14 protein-coding genes, 2 pseudogenes and 1 other annotated feature are annotated in these 21,979 nt (G+C 58.6%); of the genes and pseudogenes, 7 read left to right on the forward strand and 9 right to left on the reverse strand.

The features are described 5' to 3' along the window. Positions 1–43: 43 nt before the first annotated feature. Positions 44–187: pseudogene (locus tag AAN986_RS17345) on the reverse strand (IS481 family transposase); the annotation flags it as partial. Positions 188–311: 124 nt separating this feature from the next. Continuing rightward, complete coding sequence (locus tag AAN986_RS17350) at positions 312–1,079, reverse strand: IclR family transcriptional regulator C-terminal domain-containing protein (RefSeq protein WP_103739194.1); 768 nt, start codon at positions 1,077–1,079, stop codon at positions 312–314. 109 nt (positions 1,080–1,188) lie between these two features. Here AAN986_RS17350 and AAN986_RS17355 point away from each other — a divergent pair, with 109 nt between their 5' ends. The 6 genes from AAN986_RS17355 (at position 1,189) to AAN986_RS17380 (ending at position 7,393) form a co-directional block, all read left to right on the forward strand. After that, positions 1,189–2,157: a tripartite tricarboxylate transporter substrate binding protein gene (locus AAN986_RS17355; RefSeq protein WP_154165079.1), complete on the forward strand. Its 969-nt coding sequence runs from the start codon at positions 1,189–1,191 to the stop codon at positions 2,155–2,157. A gap of 15 nt (positions 2,158–2,172) precedes the next feature. Further along, a complete protein-coding gene (locus AAN986_RS17360; protein ID WP_047219860.1) occupies positions 2,173–3,414 on the forward strand; it encodes an aromatic ring-hydroxylating dioxygenase subunit alpha in 1,242 nt (413 codons plus the stop codon). Then, positions 3,411–3,875 (forward strand): nuclear transport factor 2 family protein, encoded by a 465-nt coding sequence (locus AAN986_RS17365; RefSeq protein WP_034369201.1) that lies wholly within the window; start codon positions 3,411–3,413, stop codon positions 3,873–3,875. The genes AAN986_RS17360 and AAN986_RS17365 overlap by 4 nt, the downstream gene beginning before the upstream one ends. Next, positions 3,872–4,819, forward strand: coding sequence for a 4-hydroxythreonine-4-phosphate dehydrogenase PdxA (locus tag AAN986_RS17370; protein ID WP_047219859.1), 948 nt, complete (start codon positions 3,872–3,874; stop codon positions 4,817–4,819). Before AAN986_RS17365 ends, AAN986_RS17370 begins: the two co-directional genes overlap by 4 nt. A gap of 9 nt (positions 4,820–4,828) precedes the next feature. Further along, entirely contained in the window at positions 4,829–5,839 is a 1,011-nt protein-coding gene (locus AAN986_RS17375) for an FAD-binding oxidoreductase (RefSeq protein WP_034369195.1), read from the forward strand. A gap of 319 nt (positions 5,840–6,158) precedes the next feature. Beyond that, positions 6,159–7,393, forward strand: a protein-coding gene (locus AAN986_RS17380; RefSeq protein ID WP_287170391.1) for an IS3 family transposase whose coding sequence is annotated in 2 segments (ribosomal slippage) — positions 6,159–6,441 and positions 6,441–7,393 — 1,236 coding nt in all. Because the reading frame shifts where the segments join, the coding sequence is not laid out codon by codon here. Next, positions 6,437–6,553, forward strand: a sequence feature (AL1L pseudoknot). (Overlaps the previous gene by 117 nt.) A 231-nt stretch (positions 7,394–7,624) precedes the next feature. On the opposite strand, the gene AAN986_RS17385 is transcribed toward AAN986_RS17380, so the two are convergent. Further along, positions 7,625–10,540: a Tn3-like element IS1071 family transposase gene (locus tag AAN986_RS17385; RefSeq protein WP_003049965.1), complete on the reverse strand. Its 2,916-nt coding sequence runs from the start codon at positions 10,538–10,540 to the stop codon at positions 7,625–7,627. A 388-nt stretch (positions 10,541–10,928) separates the two neighbouring features. Continuing rightward, a complete protein-coding gene (locus AAN986_RS17390) occupies positions 10,929–11,627 on the reverse strand; it encodes a YoaK family protein (protein WP_086265130.1) in 699 nt (232 codons plus the stop codon). Positions 11,628–11,883: 256 nt separating this feature from the next. On the opposite strand from AAN986_RS17390, the pseudogene AAN986_RS17395 reads away from it, so the two are divergent. Next, positions 11,884–12,066 (forward strand): annotated as a pseudogene (locus AAN986_RS17395) (Tn3 family transposase); the annotation flags it as partial. 35 nt (positions 12,067–12,101) lie between these two features. Here the strand turns inward: AAN986_RS17395 and AAN986_RS17400 are convergent. Genes AAN986_RS17400 through AAN986_RS17420 form a run of 5 tightly spaced genes read right to left on the reverse strand, consistent with a single transcriptional unit; the run spans position 12,102 to position 21,948 of the window. Continuing rightward, positions 12,102–13,277, reverse strand: coding sequence for an RNA-binding domain-containing protein (locus AAN986_RS17400; protein WP_166226536.1), 1,176 nt, complete (start codon positions 13,275–13,277; stop codon positions 12,102–12,104). Further along, on the reverse strand, positions 13,259–15,928 hold the full coding sequence (locus AAN986_RS17405) for a TrlF family AAA-like ATPase (protein ID WP_116356570.1): 2,670 nt from the start codon (positions 15,926–15,928) through the stop codon (positions 13,259–13,261). Before AAN986_RS17405 ends, AAN986_RS17400 begins: the two co-directional genes overlap by 19 nt. Continuing rightward, positions 15,925–17,136, reverse strand: a complete 1,212-nt coding sequence (locus tag AAN986_RS17410) for a GIY-YIG nuclease family protein (RefSeq protein WP_166226534.1) — start codon at positions 17,134–17,136, stop codon at positions 15,925–15,927. Before AAN986_RS17410 ends, AAN986_RS17405 begins: the two co-directional genes overlap by 4 nt. Continuing rightward, on the reverse strand, positions 17,129–19,183 hold the full coding sequence (locus AAN986_RS17415; RefSeq protein WP_166226532.1) for a DEAD/DEAH box helicase: 2,055 nt from the start codon (positions 19,181–19,183) through the stop codon (positions 17,129–17,131). The genes AAN986_RS17410 and AAN986_RS17415 overlap by 8 nt, the downstream gene beginning before the upstream one ends. Next, entirely contained in the window at positions 19,180–21,948 is a 2,769-nt protein-coding gene (locus AAN986_RS17420) for a class I SAM-dependent DNA methyltransferase (protein WP_166226530.1), read from the reverse strand. Before AAN986_RS17420 ends, AAN986_RS17415 begins: the two co-directional genes overlap by 4 nt. Between the last annotated feature and the right edge of the window lie 31 nt (positions 21,949–21,979).

Raw genomic sequence — 21,979 nt, forward strand, 5'->3', positions numbered from 1 at the left:
CAGCCTACCTCTGACTGCCGCCAATCTTTGCAACAGAGCCCTTGATATCAATGAACACCCAGCGTGTGGCCCGATCAATGGCAACAAAGACATAGCGGCGCTTGTCCTCATCTTGCATCTGGGGCAGGTACTTCACATCTACATGCACATAGCCAGGCTCATACGCCTTGAAGGGTTTGTGCTCGCTCTCAGGCTTGGGCTTGCCGGGTCCGATCAGGAACAACTGCACGCCCCGCGCATGCGCCCGACATCGGAAGGACGGCGCAAACCCGAGCCTCAGCCGCTGCGCTAGGCAAAGACATGGTGGCGCATTACATCCCTTGCGGATACAACTTTTTTTCCAACTCATTGCGAGCGCGCTTCAGCGGCATCAAAAAAGTCTCTTTGAACTCGCTCATGCTGAGTCTCTCTGCTCTAACTGCAATGCTCATGGCAGCAATTGTGTTGCCTTGAGGGTCGCGCACTGGCGCCGCCATGGAGCGCACACCCAGCTCCAACTCTCCATCGCTGCATGACCATCCGGATTGCCGGCAAGTATCAAGCAGACCCAGCAACTCCTCCAAGTCAGTCACTGTCTGATGGGTCATAGCCATCCGCTCAATCATCTCCAGCCTTGCACGCGCCTCCTGCTGGGGGAGTCCTGACAACAGCACCCGACCAATCGCAGAACAGTACACCGGCAACCTGGATCCTATTCCTAGGCCCGTGCTCAAGCTGCGCCGTGCGGTCGAACGGCCAATGATGATGGCATCGTCTTCCAACAAAGTACCAAGCGAAGCGGACTCTCTGGTGCGCTCCGACAGTGCGTCCAGTAGCGGCTGGGCCAACGCAGGCATGGGGCGCGATGACAGAAATGAATAGGCGATCAGCAGCGACTTGGGCTGCATCCAGAACAGCTTCCCGTCACTCTCTAGATAGCCAAGCTGTACCAGCGTGCTGAGTGAACGTCTGGCCGATGCTGGTGTGGACTGCGTGAGCCTGGCCACTTCCGACAGCGTGAGCCGGGTATGCCGACGGTCAAAGCAAGTCAGTACCCCCAATCCCTTGCGCAGCGATTCCACAAAGTTCTTGTCCTGCATAGCGATCAAATCAAGGTGTTTTCAACATTTTTGCGCATAGCGCAAAAACAGGTTTAACACTAAGTACGACATCCCCATACTGCAGTTCCCCACACAAGAAGGAGACAAGATGCGCAACGCATCCATTCGCAGACGCGAAGCATTGATCGGCATTGCCGCTGCGGTCGCCGCAACAGGTAGCCTGGCTCAGTCAAATCAACCTCTCAAGATCGTCGTGCCTTTCTCAGCGGGAGGTACCGCCGATGTACTGCCGCGCCTAGTAGCCGAAAAAATCCGCGCGGACTACGCAGGTGGCGTGATCATTGAAAATAAGCCCGGGGCTGGTGGAAACATCGGTGCCGATCTAGTGTTCCGGGCACCGCCGGACGGAATGACTGTGCTGGCCTCCCCTCCGGGGCCCATCGCCATCAACCACAACCTCTATCAGAAGCTCAGCTTTGACCCGACTAGCTGGGTACCGGTGACGATTTTGGCCACAGTGCCCAACGCCCTGGTCATCAACCCGAAGCTGCCTGTTAAGTCACTTGGCGAGTTCATTGCATACGCCAAAGCCAATCCCAAAAAAGTGACTGTGGCGACGCAAGGCGACGGCTCCACATCTCACCTGACTGCTGCCATGTTTATGCAGCTGACTGGCACTGAACTGACTGTCATCCCTTACAAGGGAACAGCCCCGGCACTGATTGACCTGATCGGTGGCAATGTGGATGTGTTTTTCGACAACATCAGCTCGTCGGCCACCTACCACCAGGCCGGCAAGGTGCGCATTCTGGCCGTTGCCGACGAGCAGCGCTCTCAAATATTGCCCCAGGTCCCCACCTTCGCCGAGCAGCAATGGCCCGCCATGCAAGCCTTGACTTTCTTTTCTGTTGTGGCTCCCCCAGGCACGAGTGCAGAAATCGCACAGAGGCTTCAGAAGCAGATGGCCCAGGCTCTGTCATCAAATGACATCCGCAAGCACTTTCTGGAACAGGGTGCCGTGCCCTGCGGTTGGGATCCCACCAAGACTGCTCAGTTCATCCGCCAGGAAACCGAGAAGTGGAAGAAGGTGCTGAAGGCCGCCAACGTCAAGCTCTAACCCTTAGGAATCAACATGCAAGAATCCATCATCCAGTGGCATGGGGCCACTAATACGCGCGTGCCTTTCGGTATCTATACCGACACAGCCAATGCTGATCAGGAACAGCAGCGCATCTATCGCGGCGAGGTCTGGAACTACCTGTGCCTGGAATCTGAAATCCCCGAGGCGGGTGATTTCCGCACGACCTTTGTTGGTGAAACACCGATAGTTGTCGTGCGGGATGCCGACCAGGAAATCTATGCCTTCGAGAACCGCTGCGCGCATCGCGGCGCGCTCATCGCGCTGGAAAAATCGGGCCGTGCGGATAGTTTCCAGTGCGTCTATCACGCCTGGAGCTACAACCGACAGGGAGATCTGACCGGCGTTGCCTTCGAGAAAGGCGTCAAGGGCCAGGGTGGCATGCCGGCCTCGTTCTGCAAAGAAGAGCATGGCCCGCGCAAGCTCCGTGTAGCTGTCTTTTGCGGTTTGGTCTTTGGCAGTTTTTCCGAGGATGTACCCAGCATTGAGGATTACCTTGGCCCTGAGATTTGCGAGCGCATAGAGCGCGTGCTGCACAAGCCCGTAGAAGTCATCGGTCGCTTCACGCAAAAGCTGCCTAACAACTGGAAGCTCTACTTCGAGAACGTGAAGGACAGCTATCACGCCAGCCTCCTGCATATGTTCTTCACCACCTTCGAGCTGAATCGCCTCTCACAAAAAGGCGGCGTCATCGTCGACGAGTCGGGTGGCCACCATGTGAGCTATTCCATGATCGATCGTAGCGCCAAAGACGACTCGTACAAGGACCAGGCCATCCGCTCCGACAACGAGCGTTACCGGCTCAAAGATCCCAGCCTTCTAGAGGGCTTCGAGGAGTTCGAGGACGGCGTGACTCTGCAGATCCTTTCTGTGTTCCCTGGCTTTGTGCTGCAGCAGATTCAGAACAGCATCGCCGTGCGTCAGTTGTTGCCCAAGAGCATCTCCAGCTCGGAACTCAACTGGACCTATCTCGGCTATGCAGATGACAGTCCCGAGCAGCGCAAGGTCAGACTCAAACAGGCCAACCTCATCGGCCCGGCCGGATTCATTTCCATGGAAGACGGAGCTGTCGGTGGATTCGTTCAGCGCGGCATCGCAGGTGCGGCCGACCTTGACGCGGTCATCGAGATGGGCGGAGACCACGAAGGCTCTAGCGAGGGCCGCGCCACGGAAACCTCGGTACGCGGCTTTTGGAAAGCCTACCGCAAGCACATGGGACAGGAGATGCAAGCATGATCAATGAAATTCAAATCGCGGCCTTCAATGCCGCTTACGCGAAGACCATAGACAGTGACGCCATGGAGCAATGGCCAACCTTCTTCACGAAGGATTGCCACTATCGCGTCACCAATGTCGACAATCATGCTGAAGGGCTTGCTGCCGGCATTGTCTGGGCGGATTCACAGGACATGCTCACCGACCGAATTTCTGCGCTGCGCGAAGCCAATATCTACGAGCGCCATCGCTATCGCCATATTCTGGGTCTGCCTTCGATCCAGTCAGGCGATGCAACACAGGCCAGTGCTTCCACGCCGTTCATGGTGCTGCGCATCATGCATACAGGGGAAACAGAGGTCTTTGCCAGCGGTGAGTACCTCGACAAATTCACCACGATCGATGGCAAGTTACGCCTGCAAGAACGCATCGCGGTTTGCGACAGCACGGTGACGGACACACTGATGGCATTGCCGCTATGACAATAGTGCACCGTAGATTGGCTTTGGCCATCGGCGATCCCCACGGTATTGGCCCTGAAATTGCACTGAAAGCTCTTCAGCAGTTGTCTGCCGCCGAAAGATCCCTGATCAAGGTCTATGGACCGTGGAGCGCTCTTGAACAAGCAGCGCAGATCTGCCAAATGGAGCCCCTTCTTCAAGACCTCATTCACGAGGAAGCCGGCTCGCTGGCACAACCAGTGCAATGGGGAGAGATCACCCCGCAGGCAGGCCTATCCACGGTGCAATCTGCAACAGCAGCCATCCGGGCGTGCGAAAACGGCGAAGTCGACGCCGTCATCGCCTGCCCCCACCATGAAACGGCCATTCACCGCGCGGACATAGCGTTCAGCGGCTACCCATCTTTGCTCGCCAATGTTCTTGACATGAACGAAGACCAGGTATTCCTGATGCTGGTAGGGGCTGGCCTGCGCATAGTGCATGTCACTTTGCATGAAAGCGTGCGCAGCGCATTGGAGCGGCTCTCTCCTCAGTTGGTGGTCAACGCGGCGCAGGCTGCCGTGCAGACATGCACCTTACTCGGGGTACCTAAACCAAAAGTCGCTGTATTCGGGATCAACCCTCATGCATCTGAAGGACAGTTGTTCGGCCTGGAGGACTCCCAGATCACCGTTCCCGCTGTCGAGACACTGCGCAAGCGCGGCCTAGCAGTAGACGGCCCCATGGGAGCTGACATGGTTCTGGCACAGCGCAAGCACGACCTGTATGTAGCCATGCTGCACGATCAGGGCCATATCCCCATCAAGCTGCTGGCACCTAACGGAGCCAGCGCACTCTCCATCGGTGGCAGGGTGGTGCTTTCCAGTGTGGGCCATGGCAGCGCCATGGACATTGCAGGCCGTGGCGTGGCTGACTCCACGGCCCTCCTGCGCACGATCGCCCTGCTCGGAGCCCAACAGGTCTGAGGCCCTTCCATGAATCACCAAATCCATATCCACGACTCTGATATCGCGTTCCCCTGCGCGCCCGGGCAATCCGTGCTGGATGCCGCCCTGCAGGCTGGCATCGAACTACCTTATTCCTGCCGCAAAGGTAGCTGTGGCAATTGTGCGAGCACCCTGCTCGATGGAAATATTACTTCCTTCAATGGCATGGCCGTGCGCAGCGAACTCTGCACCTCGGAGCAGGTATTGCTGTGCAGCTGCACCGCCGCCAGCGATATCCGTATTCAGCCGAGCTCCTTTCGCCGCCTCGACCCGGAAGCCCGCAAACGTTTTACGGCCAAGGTGTACAGCAATACACTGGCGGCACCCGATGTCTCGCTGCTGCGCCTGCGCCTGCCTGCGGGCAAGCGCGCCAAATTTGAAGCCGGCCAATACCTGCTGATTCACCTCGACGACGGGGAAAGCCGCAGCTACTCTATGGCCAATCCACCCCATGAGAGTGATGGTGTCACATTGCATATCCGGCATGTACCGGGTGGCCGCTTCAGCACTATCGTCCAGCAGTTGAAGTCTGGTGACACATTAGATATTGAACTGCCATTCGGCAGCATCGCACTGAAGCCTGACGACACCAGGCCCCTGATTTGCGTTGCAGGTGGCACGGGATTTGCGCCCATTAAATCCGTTCTTGATGACTTAGCCAAACGCAAGGTTCAGCGCGACATAACGCTGATCTGGGGGGCTCGCAACCCCTCGGGCCTGTATCTTCCTAGCGCCATCGACAAGTGGCGCAAAGTCTGGCCACAGTTTCGCTACATTGCAGCCATCACCGACCTAGGCGATATGCCTGCGGATGCTCACGCAGGTCGGGTGGATGACGCGCTACGCACACACTTTGGCAACCTGCACGATCATGTGGTGCACTGCTGTGGCTCACCCTCCCTGGTTCAATCAGTGCGCACAGCAGCTTCCGATATGGGCCTGTTAGCACAGGACTTCCACGCGGATGTTTTTGCGACGAGCCCGACTGGTAGCCACTAGAAGTAGCTATTCATGCGATATCAACACGGCGGGATATGACGGAGGCTGAGCTTGCGAGTGACTTGATGGGGAATGTTTGATAAACACTGAAAGGGGCTTTATGCCTAATGCCAGTCAGTTAAGGTTCAGCTGCCTCTAGATGAGCTAAAAGGCAACGTGTTTACACGTTGCCTTTTTCATTGATGGGTATTCTCTCAGGCGCATTGCGCCAATGTCTCTCTCAAGCGCCAGATCAGCTTGATCAATTGGCAGCTTTCATTGATCGTTCTTGAATCGCCCCGGGTTTTGAGGAGGCTCCAACACTTGAGAAGATGGAGCTATGACCAAGTCAAACAAGTTCTCGCCCGAGGTGCGCGAGCGTGCCGTACGCATGGTGCAGGAGCACCGAGCCAACTACCCTTCGCTGTGGGCAGCCATTGAATCAATAGCCCCCAAGATTGGCTGCGTGCCGCAGACCTTGAACGATTGGGTCAAGAAGGCCGAGGTCGACAGCGGCCAGCGTGCCGGTACCACCACGTCAGAAGCCCAGCGCATCAAGGAGCTGGAACGTGAGGTCAAGGAGCTGCGCCGGGCCAACGACATCCTGAAGACGGCCAGCGCGTTTTTTGCGCAGGCGGAGCTCGACCGCCGATTGAAGTCTTGAAGAACTACATCGACCGCCACCGTGACGACTACGGGGTCGAGCCCATCTGCCGGGTGCTGCAGATGGCCCCATCGTGTTACTGGCGCCACGCAGCCCGGCAACGTAACCCGCAACTGCGCAGTCAACGCGCCCAGCGTGACGAGTGCTTGAAGGCGGACATCCAGCGCGTGTGGCATGCCAACTGGCAGGTCTACGGGGCCGATAAGGTCTGGCTGCAGATGAACCGCGAGGGCATCCCGGTGGCACGTTGTACTGTGGAGCGACTGATGCGTGCCATGGGCTTGCAAGGGGCTCGCCGTGGCAGGGCGGTACGTACCACCACGCCTGACACATCAGCGCCGTGCCCGCTGGACCACGTCAACCGGCACTTCAAGGCCAGCCGTCCCAACGAGCTGTGGGTATCGGACTTCACCTACGTCTCCACCTGGCAGGGCTGGCTGTACGTGGCCTTCGTGGTGGATGTGTACGCCCGGCGCATCGTGGGCTGGCGGGTCAGCCGCAGCATGCAAACGGACTTCGTGCTGGATGCGCTGGAGCAGGCGCTGTATGCCCGCCAGCCAGCAGCCCATGCCTTGACGCACCATTCCGACAGGGGCAGTCAATACGTCAGCATCCGCTACACCGAACGGTTGGACCAGGCGGGCATACAGCCCTCGGTGGGCAGCCGGGGTGACAGCTACGACAACGCGCTGGCCGAGACCATCAACGGTCTGTACAAGGCCGAGCTGATTCACCGCCGGGGACCCTGGAAGACCAGGGAATCCGTGGAACTGGCCACCCTGCAATGGGTGCACTGGTTCAACCATGTCCGATTGCTCACGCCGATTGGGGGCATCCCTGCGGCAGAAGCTGAGGCAAACTACTGGAGGCAACTAGCCGTCAGCGACACCTCTGCAGAGGTGTCAACTTAAACCAATCGGCCTCCTTGAAACCCGGGGCGATTCAGAACTGCTCAAGCGGGTCGACCTGAGCCGGCCGACCCTCTACCGCTTGCTCGATGGGGTCTCCTCGTTTTCAGTGCAATAAGTGACGGTACGAAAAGCTAGCACTGGCGCGGAGGTGGTGTTGGTAGATCGTTGATTTCATTGACTTTCCTGTTCACTTTCAAATCTGCGATTCGTGGCGTCAAACCGTGGTCGGTTTCATCCATTGGTGCCAGTTATCGATGCATTTGGCCGCGAAGGCAGGATTTGGTCAGCATAGCGGTCAACCGGGAAGCGAAACACACCCCGCAAGTTGATGCTCTCCAGCCTGGTGGGCGCAATCTTCCCGATCAGTTCCGGTGGAATGACCTGGCGGCGGTTCGACCAGCGATCCAGGACCGCCTGCATCTGTGAGGTATTCCACGCCATCACGATGTTGGCCATCAGGCTCAACGCATCGGCCACAGCCTGCATTTCATCGACACGTTTGGCCTGCGCCGGGCTGATCCGGCCGGTATAAATGGCGCGCTTGAGGGCGTTAACAGCCTCGCCCCGATTGAGCACCCGGCGCAACTCGTTCCTGAAAGCGTCCTTGACAAAGTAGTCAGCCAAAAACGCCGTACGCAGCAACCGCCCCAATTGCACGCCAGCCTCATAGATTGGATCGCCCTGGGCGGCAGAACCGAACCGCGCAAGAGCTGCCACCGCACTGGCATGTCCGCTCATGACCGAGGCTGCCAGGTGCACCAGACTATCCCAATGCTTTTCGATCAAAGCGACGTCGACATTGGCTTCGCACACCGCAGCGATTTCTGCGGGCACTTTGGTGCCGCGTGGCACAAAGAGGTGGCGCTGTTTGAGTTCCTTCAACCGCGGGCAAAGATCAAAACCAAGCAAACGGGCATGTGACATGGCAAAGTCGGTGTAGCCATGGGTATCCACAGCAAGCTGGCTGGTCTCCAGCTTTTCTTGGCGGATGACACCTTCAATGGCCACGCCCGCCTGGCGCTCATTGAGCACAAAGGGCTGCGCATGGAAGATGCCCCACCGGTCTTTTACATGGGAGTAGATTCCAATGGAAGGTGTGTTGCGCCGAGGATCAAGCCGGGCTTGCCACACCCGTTTGGTGGTCTCCATGCTCATCATGTCAGAAGATGCCAAATCGGACCGCCCCCAGGTGGCGGCAATCGGGTGTCGCTGCATGAATTCCAGCACAGCCTGGCAGGCCTGGCTCAGACGCCGTTCGTCCCGCGCCCAGCGCATGGCCTGGCGAATGCTGGTGGCAGACAATTGCGGAATCATGCGCGCGCATTCGACCGCAGTCAGACTGGTGCCGTGGGCCATGATGCCGGCATAGACCATCAGCAGCTCGTCGGTAGAGCGCGGCTCACGTCCGAGCATGATCCAGCTAAAGCGCACCTGGGCGTCAACGGCCAGAATCACTTCCGGCAATTGAACCTCACCGATGCGGTGATCCAAAGCCGCGCGCAGCTTGGTCACTTCTGGGTCTTCGTCCTCTGCGGGCAATGGCGACAAATGGAGTTCATCATCCACGCGCAGTACGCCACTGCGGGCTGCAGCGGCCACCGCATCGACACCGGCAGTTACTCTGGCCAGCAAAGGCTTCAAGAAAGTGGCAGCCTTGCTGGGTAACGATAGACGGGCATAGTGTTTCTTGGACTCTGCCTGCCAACGCTCGTCCGTGAAGAACAAGCGCGCACGACCCCGAAAGCTCAGGCTGTGCTCAATCCAGACCGAGCCATTGCGCACCGCGCGGCGCAGGGCAAACAGGGTGGCCACCTCCAACGCCTGAAACGCCCGTTCCCGGTCTGGGCTGGAGATCGAAACCTGCCAGATCATTCCCAGACTTGGTGCCACCACTTCAACTGGCAGCTTTCTGGATCCTTTGAGATATAAAGCTTGCAGCTTGGCAAGGTACTCGATGGCAGGATGCTCGCCGGTGGCCTGCCAGGGCAGCTTTGCAATGGCGACGAGCAACGACCGCACGGGGCGAATTCCATCAATCAATCCCTCGCGGACCAGGGAGGCCCTGCTCGGTGGTTTGCGTTTCTGGGTTTCGGTGATCAAGGCTTCAAGACGGGCACGCAACTCAGCATCTGGCACCGCACCTTGCGCGCTCAAGGCAACAAGTTCGCCGAGCAGCGTTTTGTACATTGCGGCCCAATTGACGGTAGCGGGGACATCGGCGGCAGCCTGACGCCACAGATCGGCGATCCGGCGCTGCACCATAAGGATCAACTGGTCTGTGGTGGTGAACAGGCAATACCGAAGAAAGCATGCGACCTCCACGGTGCGCGCTGGCTCTTTGATCTTGGCTCCGGCTGAGGGCGGCCTGGAGACAAGTCGGCGCGCGTAGCGGCGCAAGATGAGATCGGGGATGTCTGCCAGGTGCTTATGAACGTCCAGCGTGTAAAGCAGGTCGATGCGCTCCAGTACCTCGCTGATTTGGCGGGTTGAGTGTTTCGCCGGTGCAGCCCATAGCCAACTCTGCTGGGTTTGTCCATCTGGGCGCAGCTCTGAAACTGAGGCTCGCCAGCGATCAAGTGTTGCTGGATCAACGCTGGCGGCGATGGCGGTGCCTGTTTCAACTTCAAGCTGGGCAAGTGCCGCCGCAATCAGTGTCCGAATTGCCCGCTCGTGCACGATCACCAGCTTGTTCTTGTACAGCCATTGACGCGCCCGCACGAGTAGCTGATCGCGGTCGGCGCAGCGCGCCACTTCGTCGCGCAGTTCACGTACCAGTGAGCGGCGCTGGTGCTCGCTCATCCACTGGAATCCAAGGACCGTGCAGGCTACTTGTTGGTGATCGAATAGCGTGCGCCCGCGTTCATACATGGCTCTCAGCGAGGCGACTTCTGGTGCTGCAATGCCAAGCTCGTTGCCAAGGTGGCGCCACAAGGCTACTGGAATTACCCGAAAGGCACCGAGCAAACGCCCACTCATGCGCAGGAAACCAATATGGAGCGCCAGACCAAGCTTGTGGGAATCACCTCGGCGTGCATTGATTGCGTCGCGCTCGGCACCATCGAAGGTGAAAAATGCCTTCATCTCGAAGTCGCTGATATCGCGGGGGAGCCCACGCATCCCCAAAAACGTTGTGTGCCAACCCTGCATCGTGAACCTCAAAAGTGGGAGGCCACCATACCCGTTTACAAAGCGAACAGGAAAGTCAATGAAATCAACGGTCTACCCAGACCACCCCCGCGCCAGTGCTAGCTTTGCGTACCGTCACTTATTGCACTGAAAACGAGGAGACCCCGCGTACTGCTACATCTCAATGGTGGCCGAACGGTGGCATCGTAAGATGTGCCGGTGTCGATGAGGCCGATAAGGCTGACTCCGTTCGGTTCCGATACCCGCCAGATTAGCCTCTCCGGTGGTGGCCATAGCATCACTCTTCGGAGACAGCTCCATGACAATTCCCTCACAATCTGGCGGTAAATTTCAGCGGGAATCGTAGCCCGGCCAAGCAACGCGACGCCGAAATTAAATAACAGGCAAGTTATTTCTGATTATGCTCAGGAACTATTCTGTCGCTAAATTTCACACAATGAAACATAAGCAGCACGGCGGGAATAAATAGACCCAGAAAATCGACCCAGCGAGACAGAATAGCCATCAGCACCACACCACAGCAAAAGCTGCTATGCGCCTTAAGATAATGCGTTAACGTGCCTTTGTTCTCAGGTGCTCTGTGTTTCTGAGTTAGCCAGTTCACAAAACTACTGATCATACTGACGTAGTTACCGGTCATGACCACCGTACCGGTCTGTGATTTGTGGTTATGACTGATAACATAGTTCTGCAGATAAACAGGCAGCATCCCAAGACTGGCGACCAGGAACGACAGCCATCCATCCGGGGTTAATAACCCATGCCTGAGCGCGTAACTGCCAATGATAGCGTAAATAATAATCAGGCCGACCTGAATGCGAATATAGGTCTCGTTGGCAATGATTTTTTTCACGCTGGCTTTTTCATGCAACAGTTTCAGCAGAAAAACGGACACGATGAAAAATGCCACCAGATAAAGGTGCAGACCTATTTTAATACCAGACTCAGGATTGAAAAAACCGATCAAACCGTACATGGTATTAAACGTCATTAAACCCAGCAGCGTATGGAATAACAATAAAAAACTGATGCAGTCCATACATCCACCGACAAAACACAGCACATAAACCAAAGAACTCTTTTTCATACTACCCCGTAGACCCGCTTGCCAAAGGACACATCAACCATAAATTAACTAGCATTGATAGCTGCATTAATCTAGTTTTCTTGTGAGCTTTTGAAACGCCCAGGCTGACCTGCTTCCCGTTATTCATACAGAATGTTGTTAGAAATGTCCGTTTCTCGCTCAAAGCTGCCTGTCAAAGTGGTCAAGCTCTACCACAGCTCAGAGGTACAAAAAATCACCTTAACGTACAATAATTTTCGATATCCAAACTGACCCCTATCTGGAACGGGCTGCGCACGCGCTGCGTGGCAACGGCCATGCCGTTGATGACGCGCTGTTGCAGTACCTGTCGCCGCTCGGTTGGGAGCACATCAACCTCACCGGCGATTACCTCTGGCGCAGCAGCGCCAAGATCGGCGCGGGCAAGTTCAGGCCGCTACGACCGCTGCAACCGGCTTAGCGTGCTTTATTTTCCGTTTTCTGAGACGACCCCAGTCAAGAACTTCCGGCCGGCTCCAGCAAGCTGGGACGCGCCACGATAGCCTTGAACAGATTGGCGGACCGATCATCGATGAGTTCGATCTGCGGCCATGCCCTCAGTGAGCGCAGCAGGCCGCTACCCAATCCGCGATAAGGCAGGAGCTTGGCGGCAAAGGACGCCAGGATGGGGTTGCGCATATTGGAGTTGCCGGCCTTGATGTTCTCGATAGTCAGGTTGTTGGGCAGGTGGCCAGGGCTGATGATCTCGACACGATCCGCGAAGACCAGTACGCGGATCGGCGCGCTGACGAAGTAGTCGCGGTGAATGAGGGCGTTGGCGACCAGTTCTTCCCAGACGATGCGGGGAATCTCAGGCTGCCCCTGGGAGTTGAAGCCCTGCTCGCCCTGCGCGGCGCGGGTGTTAGCGACGATAAAGCCCAACGTCTGCTGGAACACGTCGGCCAGCTTGCCGACGATGTCGCGGCTGTCGATGTAGCGTTCGTCCTCAATCTGGGTGCCGACAAAGGCGACGGCCTTGACGACGAAGGCGGGTAGCGCGTAGTGCGGTGATTTGGCGAACAGCAGACCGCCCGCCACGTTGAGCTGCCCCTGGTTCATCAGGTTCATGTTGGTCAGCAACTGCGGCAGCGGCTGGTTATGCTGGGCGAGCGGCTCACCGAATTGCTGCTCGAAGAAGGTTTCGAAATAGGGCATGTCCACATCGCCCGCGCTCAAGCCCGCTACGGGCGTTTCGTCGGCGTGCACCAAACCCGCCTGCTGGAACAGGCGCTGCAATTCCTCGCGCGAGGTGGCGCGGCGCTTGTCCGAGCCGTTCTTCACCCAAATCGCGCCGTTCTTGTCCATGTAGGGCTTGTTGACGCCCTCAGCGATAGAGAGCACCAGCACCGTGCCTGCCGGGTGAGGCACGTTTTCCGTGAGCGGGTTCACGGCGGGACGCACGACCTGCGAGGCCACGTTGGCGATGAGCATGTTGAGACGAGCAACGTCGGCGCCGGATAGACCGCGCACCGAACCGTCGTCGTTCACCCCAATGAAGATGCGACCACCAGCGGTGTTGCTGAAGGCAACGATCTCTGCTGCCAAGGCGTCGGCATTGTTGATGTCCGTCTTGAACTGCTGCCGACTGTCCTCGCCCCGGCTGAGCAGGTCGATCAGCTCTGTGGTTTCCATAGGTTGTAGACCTCTTTGCGACGGTTGAAGGCTTCCTGGCCTCCTTCCATGATGTTGATGATGGCGTCCTGCACCGGGCGGGCGTCGATGCTGCCGCTTCGCGTGGCGACCTTCTCGTCCTGGTATTGGCAGGCGTGCACCTGTTCCGCGTCACCCAGCACCGGGAAGTTGGCGTTGTGGGTGGCGAAGATGAATTGGGCGTGAGGCTTCATTTCCCGTAGCAGCTTGATCACATCGTCGTAAATGGTCTGGTTGTCCAGATCGTCTTCCGGTTGGTCGATGATGATCACGTCGTTCTGGCGTTGACTGAGCACGTACAGCAACAGCGCCGAAGCGCGCTGCCCGAGAGAGTGGTGCTTCAACTCTTTGCCGCGATAGCGGATGACGAAGCGGTTGGGCACCTGCCAGGTGACGAAATCGGTCAGGTTCTGCATGAAGGTCTTTTCGAAGACCTCGGGGGTGCTGCCGGCCTTCGCCAAGGCTCCCGGCAAGGCACGTAGGAGGCCGCCAAAATCGGCATAGTCCTCCATCACTGCGCGCAGCGTGGTTTCGCGAATGTTGCTGCCCTTGAAGAGCTGCTGCATGAAGCTGATGGCGGCTTCCTTGTCGCCCTTGAAGTCCGCTTCGATCTGCAGGGCGGTGTGGCCAGCGTTCACGCGGTCCAGCTCTACCTTGATGGTATTGAACTCGCGCAGCCATAGTTCATTGAGTTTGTCGATCTCGGCAAACAGCGCGTCGCGGATGCTGGTCTGCTGTGATTCCTGCTTGGCCAGCGCCTCCAGCATTTGCTCCGCCTTGGTTTTGCGCTGCTGCTGGGCCAGGAAGTCGTCCGGCTGGATGGCAGTCATGCCGGTTTGCTTGAGCTCCTGAGCCAGTTGGCGCTCGACTTGTGCGAACTCCTCCTGAAGGCTCCTGCTTGCGCCTTCAAATTCGCCCTGTTTGGTCTTGAGGCGAGCTGCAATGACGTTCGCTTCTCGCTCGATCTGCTTGAGCTGATCGACCTTGGCAACGAGGCTGGAGAACTCAGCGTAGTAGGCCGTGAAGAAATCCGGGTTCTGCTTGGAAACGTAGCTCGTTGCGTTCCGCAGCTCGTCCTCATGCTCGGCAATCAGACTTCCTAGAGCGAGGATGAAGCTGTCTGCCCGCTCCATCATGCGCGCGAGCGCTGTGGCGTCCTGCTGGAAGCCAAGTCGCTTTTGGAGCTTATCGGCGACACCGTGCTCCGCGAACTTGGTCAGACGGAAGTTGGCATCATTTAGTTGGGTCTCGAAGTCGCGCTTGAGTTCGGCCGTGTTGCTGAGCTTGAGCCAGCGCTGAGCAGCGTCACGCACGCGCTGGCGTTGAACCTCTATTTCGTCACGCAGCACACGCAGCTTCTCGCCAACCAGCTTTTCCACCAGATCGGTCTCGAAGCCTTCGCCGGTGCTGGAAAGGTCCTTCTGGCCGAAGTAGATCGGACGGCGCAGTACGGTTTCCCGGATCGACACGCCGGGTTGCAACTTGCCGCCCAAATAGACATTCGGGGCTTCGCGGAAGATGCGGGAGATGGTGAACTCCTGTCCGTACACGTCACATGCTGTCAGCGTCACCTTGCCGCCGCTGCCAAGGGTATGGCGGATCAACTCATCCTTGTACTTGGTGTCCTGCGCCTTCTCGCCGCGTGGAATGTCGAGGGCGTAGCGTACTGCCTCCAGGATGGACGATTTGCCGCTGCCCCGGATGCCGATCAACGTGTTGAGTTCGGAAGAGAAATGCAGCACTTGCCCATCGAGGATGCCGCCGTCGAAGCGGATGCTGCGGATGTGCGACGCTTGATGTTTGGGCGGCTCCATGGCTACCCGCCCAGCGGGATCGCTCAAGGCAAACTTGACCGCCTCGAAGGACAGTTCGCCCAGCTTCAGGTAGCTGGCTTTGCCTCGACCGATTTCATCGACACTCTTAGGGTCGCTGCCTTCCAGTTCGGCGGGGTACCAGCTCTGTAGCCAGCTTTGAATCTTGGTGCGGCAGGGTTTGTCTTTGCCTGCGCCGTCGTGCGTGCGTACCTTCTGAAAAGCCAGCGTTCTGCGTCGGAAGAACTCGTTTTGCCCCAACTCAGTAAGCCGGCCGCCATCCAGCTCCGCCCACAGGCCACTCGGGGCTTCGACATGGGCGAAGACAAGGAAGAAGTCCCGGTGATAGCCTTCCAGCTTCTTGATGGTCTCCAGAAGCGACCATGAAGTGCGCCCGTTCTCCTGCTCGTACTGCGCGGGCGTTTTACCTTCGAATGCGCTGGTCAGAAAGGGGTTGATGTAATTGTGTTCATCGATCCATTCGTCGGAGAACACAACAAGCGTGTGGATGCCATTAGCCCCGTCATTGACCGACAACTCAACGCCTGGCAGCAGCGCAATACCCTTCTTCTGGGCCGTCTTGCGCAGTGCTTTGAATTCTTCGAAGTCGAACTTGTTGTGGTTGGTAATGACGCCCAATCGGATGTCCGCTTTCTCCAACGCATCCACATAGTTGCTGTTGTAGAAGTTGTCATCGCCCGTGAACTTGAATTCTCGGTCCGCTCGGGTATGCAGATGAAAGTCAGCACGGACCCACTGCGCCCCTTCTGCAAAGACCATGGATCGAGCCTCTGACTGCTTCGGTCGCAGACTTTCCATCATGGTTCATCCTTATAGTTAGTCCGCGCGTAGCCCACCAGTCGAGCGGTCTGCGGGTCATAGATAAACTCGGTGATCGATCCATCTCGAATGCGCTGAACCGCCTCGTCGATCACATGAAGTGGCACTAGGAACCATTCCTCAGGCTGCACAGGATGACCGAAGCGGTCGTTGATCGTGATGTTCAACCGCGCGGGCGCGAACAGTCTGTGGAACAGGTTCTCCATCCGGGTGCGGTTGACGCCCGCGAGCTTGTAGGTCGCTACCACTTCGACCTTCGCCAGCAGGTAGGTGGAGTCGTGTTCGGCGTTGGCAATGCGCGTCTCCACCCTGCCCCCGGTCACGCCCATCTTGTGGATGATGTCGCGGTGCTGCGCGACATAGGGATGATCGGAGAGGGAGCGCAGGACGTAGATCGTGCCGCTTTCGACATCATCGGCCTCAAGCTCGCCGCCGAAGGAGAGTTGTCCGCTCTCGGGCGAGGCCAGCCGCCGCGCGGCGGGGTCGTTGTAGAAAGCGCGCTGGAGCGAGCGCAACAGCAGATTGCTTTCGGTGCCGTTGGAGAAGATGAGGCGCAGGCGGCGGTCCACTTCCCCGGCGGTGGTTCTCAGCGGTTCGCCGACGTCTGCGACGTAGAGCGTGATTCCATCGAGAACGAAAAAGTCCCCGGCCTCAATCGCGCGGCGGCCCGCCTCTATGGGCTGGGACTGGCGCAATCCGGTCTTGACTTCCGTCGCTACGCGCTCGAACAGTGGCTTGAACGCCTCGAAGTCTTCGCAAGGCTTGCGATCCGCGATCTCCTCGGCGGCGCGCTTGTCGGCGCTGGTGCGGACATGGCGTAGGACCGTGATGTCGTCTGCGTCGGCTACGCCCGCCAGCTCGGCGGCCAGGTCGTCGATGTCGATGGCTTCATCTGCCGAAGCGGCAACGGTAGGCGCCCCGGCAAGCAAGCCCTGATGGTCCAGCGGCTCCAGCAGGGCGCGGCAGTCCGGGAGCGCACGCAAGCGGTCCAGGCGCACGGCATAGAGGCGCTCGAAAATATCGCGATCCTCACCATGCTGCGGCGCACGCCCGTGCTTCTCGGTGAAGCGTTGGATTTCCTCGAAGCCCGCGATGACGCGCTCCTCACTGGCCGGCCGTCCGGCCTTCGCCTCGGGCGGTGCGAACTCGGCAAGCTCCGCAGCGAGTTCGTCAAGATCGGAGTTACTCATAGCGCCCCTCCGCCTTGAATCGCATAAAGGCGGCCGCGCCTTCGGCCATGCGTCGCTCCCAGGCATCCTGGGAATCGAGTGCAGGAATGCGTCCGCGCTCCTTCTTGAACTGAACGGCGCGAACAGCCATCTCCTTCGCCTCGTCCGGCGTCAGACTCGTGCGCTTCGCCGAGATGGCCGCCGCGACCTGCTTCAAGCTGTCCTCGCTCATGGTCTTGGCGAGGATGGCGTAGGCTTCGCCAAAGGGGTTGATGCGGTCGATGAGGTCAATGTCCAGCTCGCGCACGTCCATCGCGAAGCGGCGCACGCCGTCGATCAGGGCGGTGTTGGGCGACCCGTCGCTCTCGCCTTCGGTGACAAGCCGCTTGGCCTGTTGCGTCAGGTTGAGGGCGGCGATGGCATGCTGGCGCACGGCCTCCTGATCTTCGGCGTCAAGCTCGGGATACTTGTCCTTGATGATCTTGCCCATGCGAACCTGCGTCAGCTCCTCGGGCACCAACTCCTCATCGAACAGGCCGCGCTCAATGGTGGGCTTGTCCTGCACGAAGGCCGCGATGACTTCGTTCAGGTCTTCCTGACAGATTCGCGCCGCCTCCTTGCTCTTGGGCTCGGCGATGCCCTTGATCTCGATTTGGTACGCCCCTGTCTGCTCATTGACGCCGATGTTGCAGCGATCCGGGTCGTAGCCACCCTCGCCGTAGTTAAAACCCGGCACCGGGCCACTGTCGGGGTTCTTGGGCTTGAACTCGAAGCGCGGAGCAAGAACCTGCTCCATCAGCAGGCTCGCCGCGATGGCCTTTAACGTATCGTTAACGGCCTCGGTGACAGCTTCCTCGGCTGCGTCCGGCTCGGCGATCAGGTTGGTGAACCTCGCGCGGGTCTTGCCGGGCGCGTCGCGGGTAGCTCGGCCGATGATCTGCACGATCTCGGTCAGGCTGGCGCGGTAGCCCACGGTCAGTGCATGTTCGCACCAAATCCAATCGAAGCCTTCCTTCGCCATGCCCAGCGCGATGATGATGTCCACATGGTCGCGGCTGTTCTTCTGCGCCGGGTCTTTGAGCGCGGCGGACACGCGGTCGCGCTTGGCGGCATCGTCATCGACGAGATCGGCGATCCGCAGCACGCGGCCATCGGGGCGCTTGACACGTTGGAAGCCGGTCGCAGGGTCGATGCCTTGCCATTCACCCAGCGCCTCGATGATGTGCTCCACTTCCCGCATCTTGTCCTTCGTGCTCTCGCGCGAATTGACATTCGGGATGTGGATGATGGTCTTCTCGGCGGGATCGAGGACATTGAGGATGTCGTCGACGTAAGGCCCGCTGTAGAAGAAGTAGCCGATGTCGAGTTGCTTGAGGTACTCGTAGCCGTTGAGCTGCTCGTAGTAGGTGTAGGTGACGGTATCGAACTTCGACTCATCCTGCGGCGCGAGCACGGCCTCGGCGTCGCCACGGAAGTAGGAGCCGGTCATGGCGACGATGTGCGTCTTGCCCCGCGCGAAGAACTGCCCCAGGTGCAAGCCGAGCTTGTTGTCCGGATTGGCCGAAACGTGGTGGAACTCATCGACCGCGATCAATCGGTCGTCGAACGCCTCGACGCCGTAGGCATCGACAGCGAAGCGGAAGGTCGCATGGGTGCAGACCAGCACCTTGTCCTCGCCTTCGAGGAATGCGCCCAGCGACTTGACCTTGCCGCCGTTGTCGTTGCCTGGCGCATTGCACAGGTTCCACTTGGGTTCGACCTGCCAGTCCGCCCAGAAGCCGTACTTCGACAGCGGTTCGTCGTTGAAGCTGGCACCGATGGACCTCTCCGGCACAACGATGATGGCCTGCTTCAAGCCTTGGTTCTTGAGCTTGTCGAGTGCCACGAACATCAGCGCACGGCTCTTGCCCGATGCGGGCGGCGACTTGATAAGCAGGTATTGCTCGCCCCGCTTCTCGTAGGCCCGCTCCTGCATGGGCCGCATCCCAAGAGCATTGGCCTTGGTCGATGCGCCGTTTCGGGCGTAGGTGACGGAAACGGACGGTACGGACTTGATCTTGTCGCTCATGCGTTGGCTCCCGCCTTGCGTTTCTTGCCCTTGGCCGGTGCAGCCGAAGCGGTCATCTTGGTATAAAGGTCAAACAGCTTTTCCAGCCGCTCAGTGTCGTTCTTGAAGCGCCGACCGATGTAGATGCGCTCCAGCACTTCGTCGTTGCGATCATGTGCGGCACGCAGGTCAGCGGGCATGTTCTCGGGGTCGTACAGGTCCGCGATGGTCGCGGGGAAGTGATGCTCCCGCGCCAGCAAGATATCCTCAGCGCAGCGCGTGAGATCGACCTTGTTCTTGTCGGTGAGCGTGGGCACGGGGAAGGTGTTCCAGCCGAGGGTATTGGAGTAGCGAATATCGGTCTTCAGCCTGCCACAAACGGTGGCGATCCAAACGAGATGCAGGCGTGATGCAATCAGTGCCAAGTTCCAAAGCGGCGCATCGTAAATCACCGACGCGAGATTGGAGACAACGGTGTCATATCCAGTTATCTCGCACGGAAGAAACAACCTTCGTTCCGACGACACATTCGGAACTGCGATTGCAGCGTGGCGACTATGAGGGGCGAAAACGAAGCGATGCGGCGTGGCAGCGTTCTCGTTGGCTTGAGCTCCGTTACTACTCAAGCGCATTTCGCGAACCTTTTCGAGGCGGTCACGAAGAATATCGATGCGATTTACCTCTTCAAGATCGTCATCCTCGATCCATATGCACCAGCGAGCTCCACCGTTTATCAATTCGCGCGATCCAACGTAGCGCTTTAGGAAGCGTCTGGCATCTGGACTCGCTGCAATTATTTGATCCTTCTCTTCAGTAGATGGTGTCAGATGACCTCCATCAGTCGGCTTATTCCCCGACTGCATATGTCCGATGGCTGAAAGCGCACTCGATCTCTTCGTGACAATCACGGTATCAGCAGCGACAAGATACGGACTAATGTTGGCGCATGATCTAACAGTGCCTTCGCCGAACAGTTTCCTTTCAGAGCCAGGGTTGGTCGTCAGGCCGAGAATCACACACGTGACAGCAGCTTTGTTACTAGCGAGGTTGCTCCACAAGAACGATGTGTGCGCAAAGTTGATCGTGTTGCACTCTTTAAATACGAGCGGCCAAAGCATTGCAACTTGCTCTCCTTGAGTGATGGAGTTAGTCGTTACGAATGCGCTTGCCGCCCCAGTAAAATTGTTGAACTGAGCTGCTTTCAGAACGAACGCGGCTACATAGTCCAAATCCTTGTAAGTCTTTAGAAGGGGCGCGAGGACTCGCGCCATGTCTTCCTTCTGCTGCGCTGTCTGACCAACGCTTCCTTGGTACGGCGGATTGCCGCAGATGTACGTCTCGCCGCCTTCGTTCTCGAAGTCAATCTCCGCTTGGTCGAGCGGCGTCTCAAACAGATCATCCGCCAGCACCTTCACGTCCGTCCCGGTGGGCGGGCAAACGCTCAACCAGTCGAGCCGCAGCGCGTTGCCGCAGGTGATCCAGTTCTCGTTACGCAGGGGCAGAAACTCGGCCAGGGCCAGCTTCTGCCCCCGGTACAGCACGTCGCACTGATACTCGGCGATGACCAGCGCAAGGCGGGCAATCTCCGCCGGGAAGTCACGCAGCTCAATCCCGCGAAAGTTGGTGAGCGGGATCTCCGACGCGCGATCCGGCTCGCCGCGCCGCCGATTGATCTCGGCCTCGATGGCGCGCATTTCCTTATAAGCGATGACCAGAAAATTGCCCGAGCCGCAGGCCGGGTCGAATACCCTGATCTTGGCAATGCGCTTGCGCAGGTTGAGCAACACGCGGGCGTTGTCGCCCGCCTCCTCCAGCTTCGCCCGCAGGTCGTCGAGGAACAGCGGATTGAGCACCTTCAGAATGTTGGGAACGCTGGTGTAGTGCATCCCCAGCTCGCCGCGCTCCTCGTCTTCGGCCACGGCCTGGATCATCGAGCCGAAGATGTCAGGATTGATCTTGGTCCAGTCCAGGCCACCAACGTGCAGCAGGTAGGACCGGGCGATCTTGCTGAATCGCGGCACCTCGTCGCCGCCGGAGAACAAAGCCCCGTTGACGTAGGGGAAATCTTCGGCCCATCGAGGAATCTTGGCGGCAGCCCGGTCCTCGCGCTTGGTGTTCATGGCGCGGAACAGCGTGGCGATGACCTCGTGCGTGTTGGACGAGTCCTTGGCGCTCATCTGCGCAACGGTTTCGGTGAAACGCCCCTTCCCGATGAAAATGTCGGTGTCCTCGGCGAAGAAACAGAAAATCAGCCGCGCCATGAGCTTGTTCATGTCGTGGCGGCGCTCCGCCGTGCCCCATTCAGGGTTGTCTTTCAGCAGTTCGACGTACAGACGGTTCAGGCGGCTGGTGGCCCGAATGTCGAAGGCGTTTTCGCTGATCTGGCGGACGGTACTGATGCCCGCCAGCGGCAGGAAGAAGCCGAAGTGGTCGGGAAAGTCTTTGAAGGCACAGGCGACGGTCTCACCGCTGGCCAGGTCTTCGGCCTCGAAGTCCGCACCGTCGGTGGCGAGGATGAACTTCGCCTTGGCCTTGGCCGTCGCCGGGCTGGCCTTGAGAGCGGCCAGCGTCTGTGTCACCCGCCCTACGTCGCAGGTCAGGATGTGGATATTGCTGGTCTGGAGAACACCGCCGAGGTCGGACTTGTTCGACGCCCCCGCGCGCAGGCGCTTGATGGTGGTCGCTTTGTTGCCGAACGCCTCAAGAAAGGCATAGGGGAACTCCGCACGGTCGAACGGCTGCTCCGCGAGGTCGGTGATGGCTTGTTCGATTTCTACGGCGTTCATGGACGTGCAGCCCCCTCTCGGGGCGAGGCCG

It is taken from the genome of Delftia sp. DS1230, from assembly GCF_040112715.1.
GTDB lineage: Bacteria > Pseudomonadota > Gammaproteobacteria > Burkholderiales > Burkholderiaceae_C > Comamonas > Comamonas tsuruhatensis.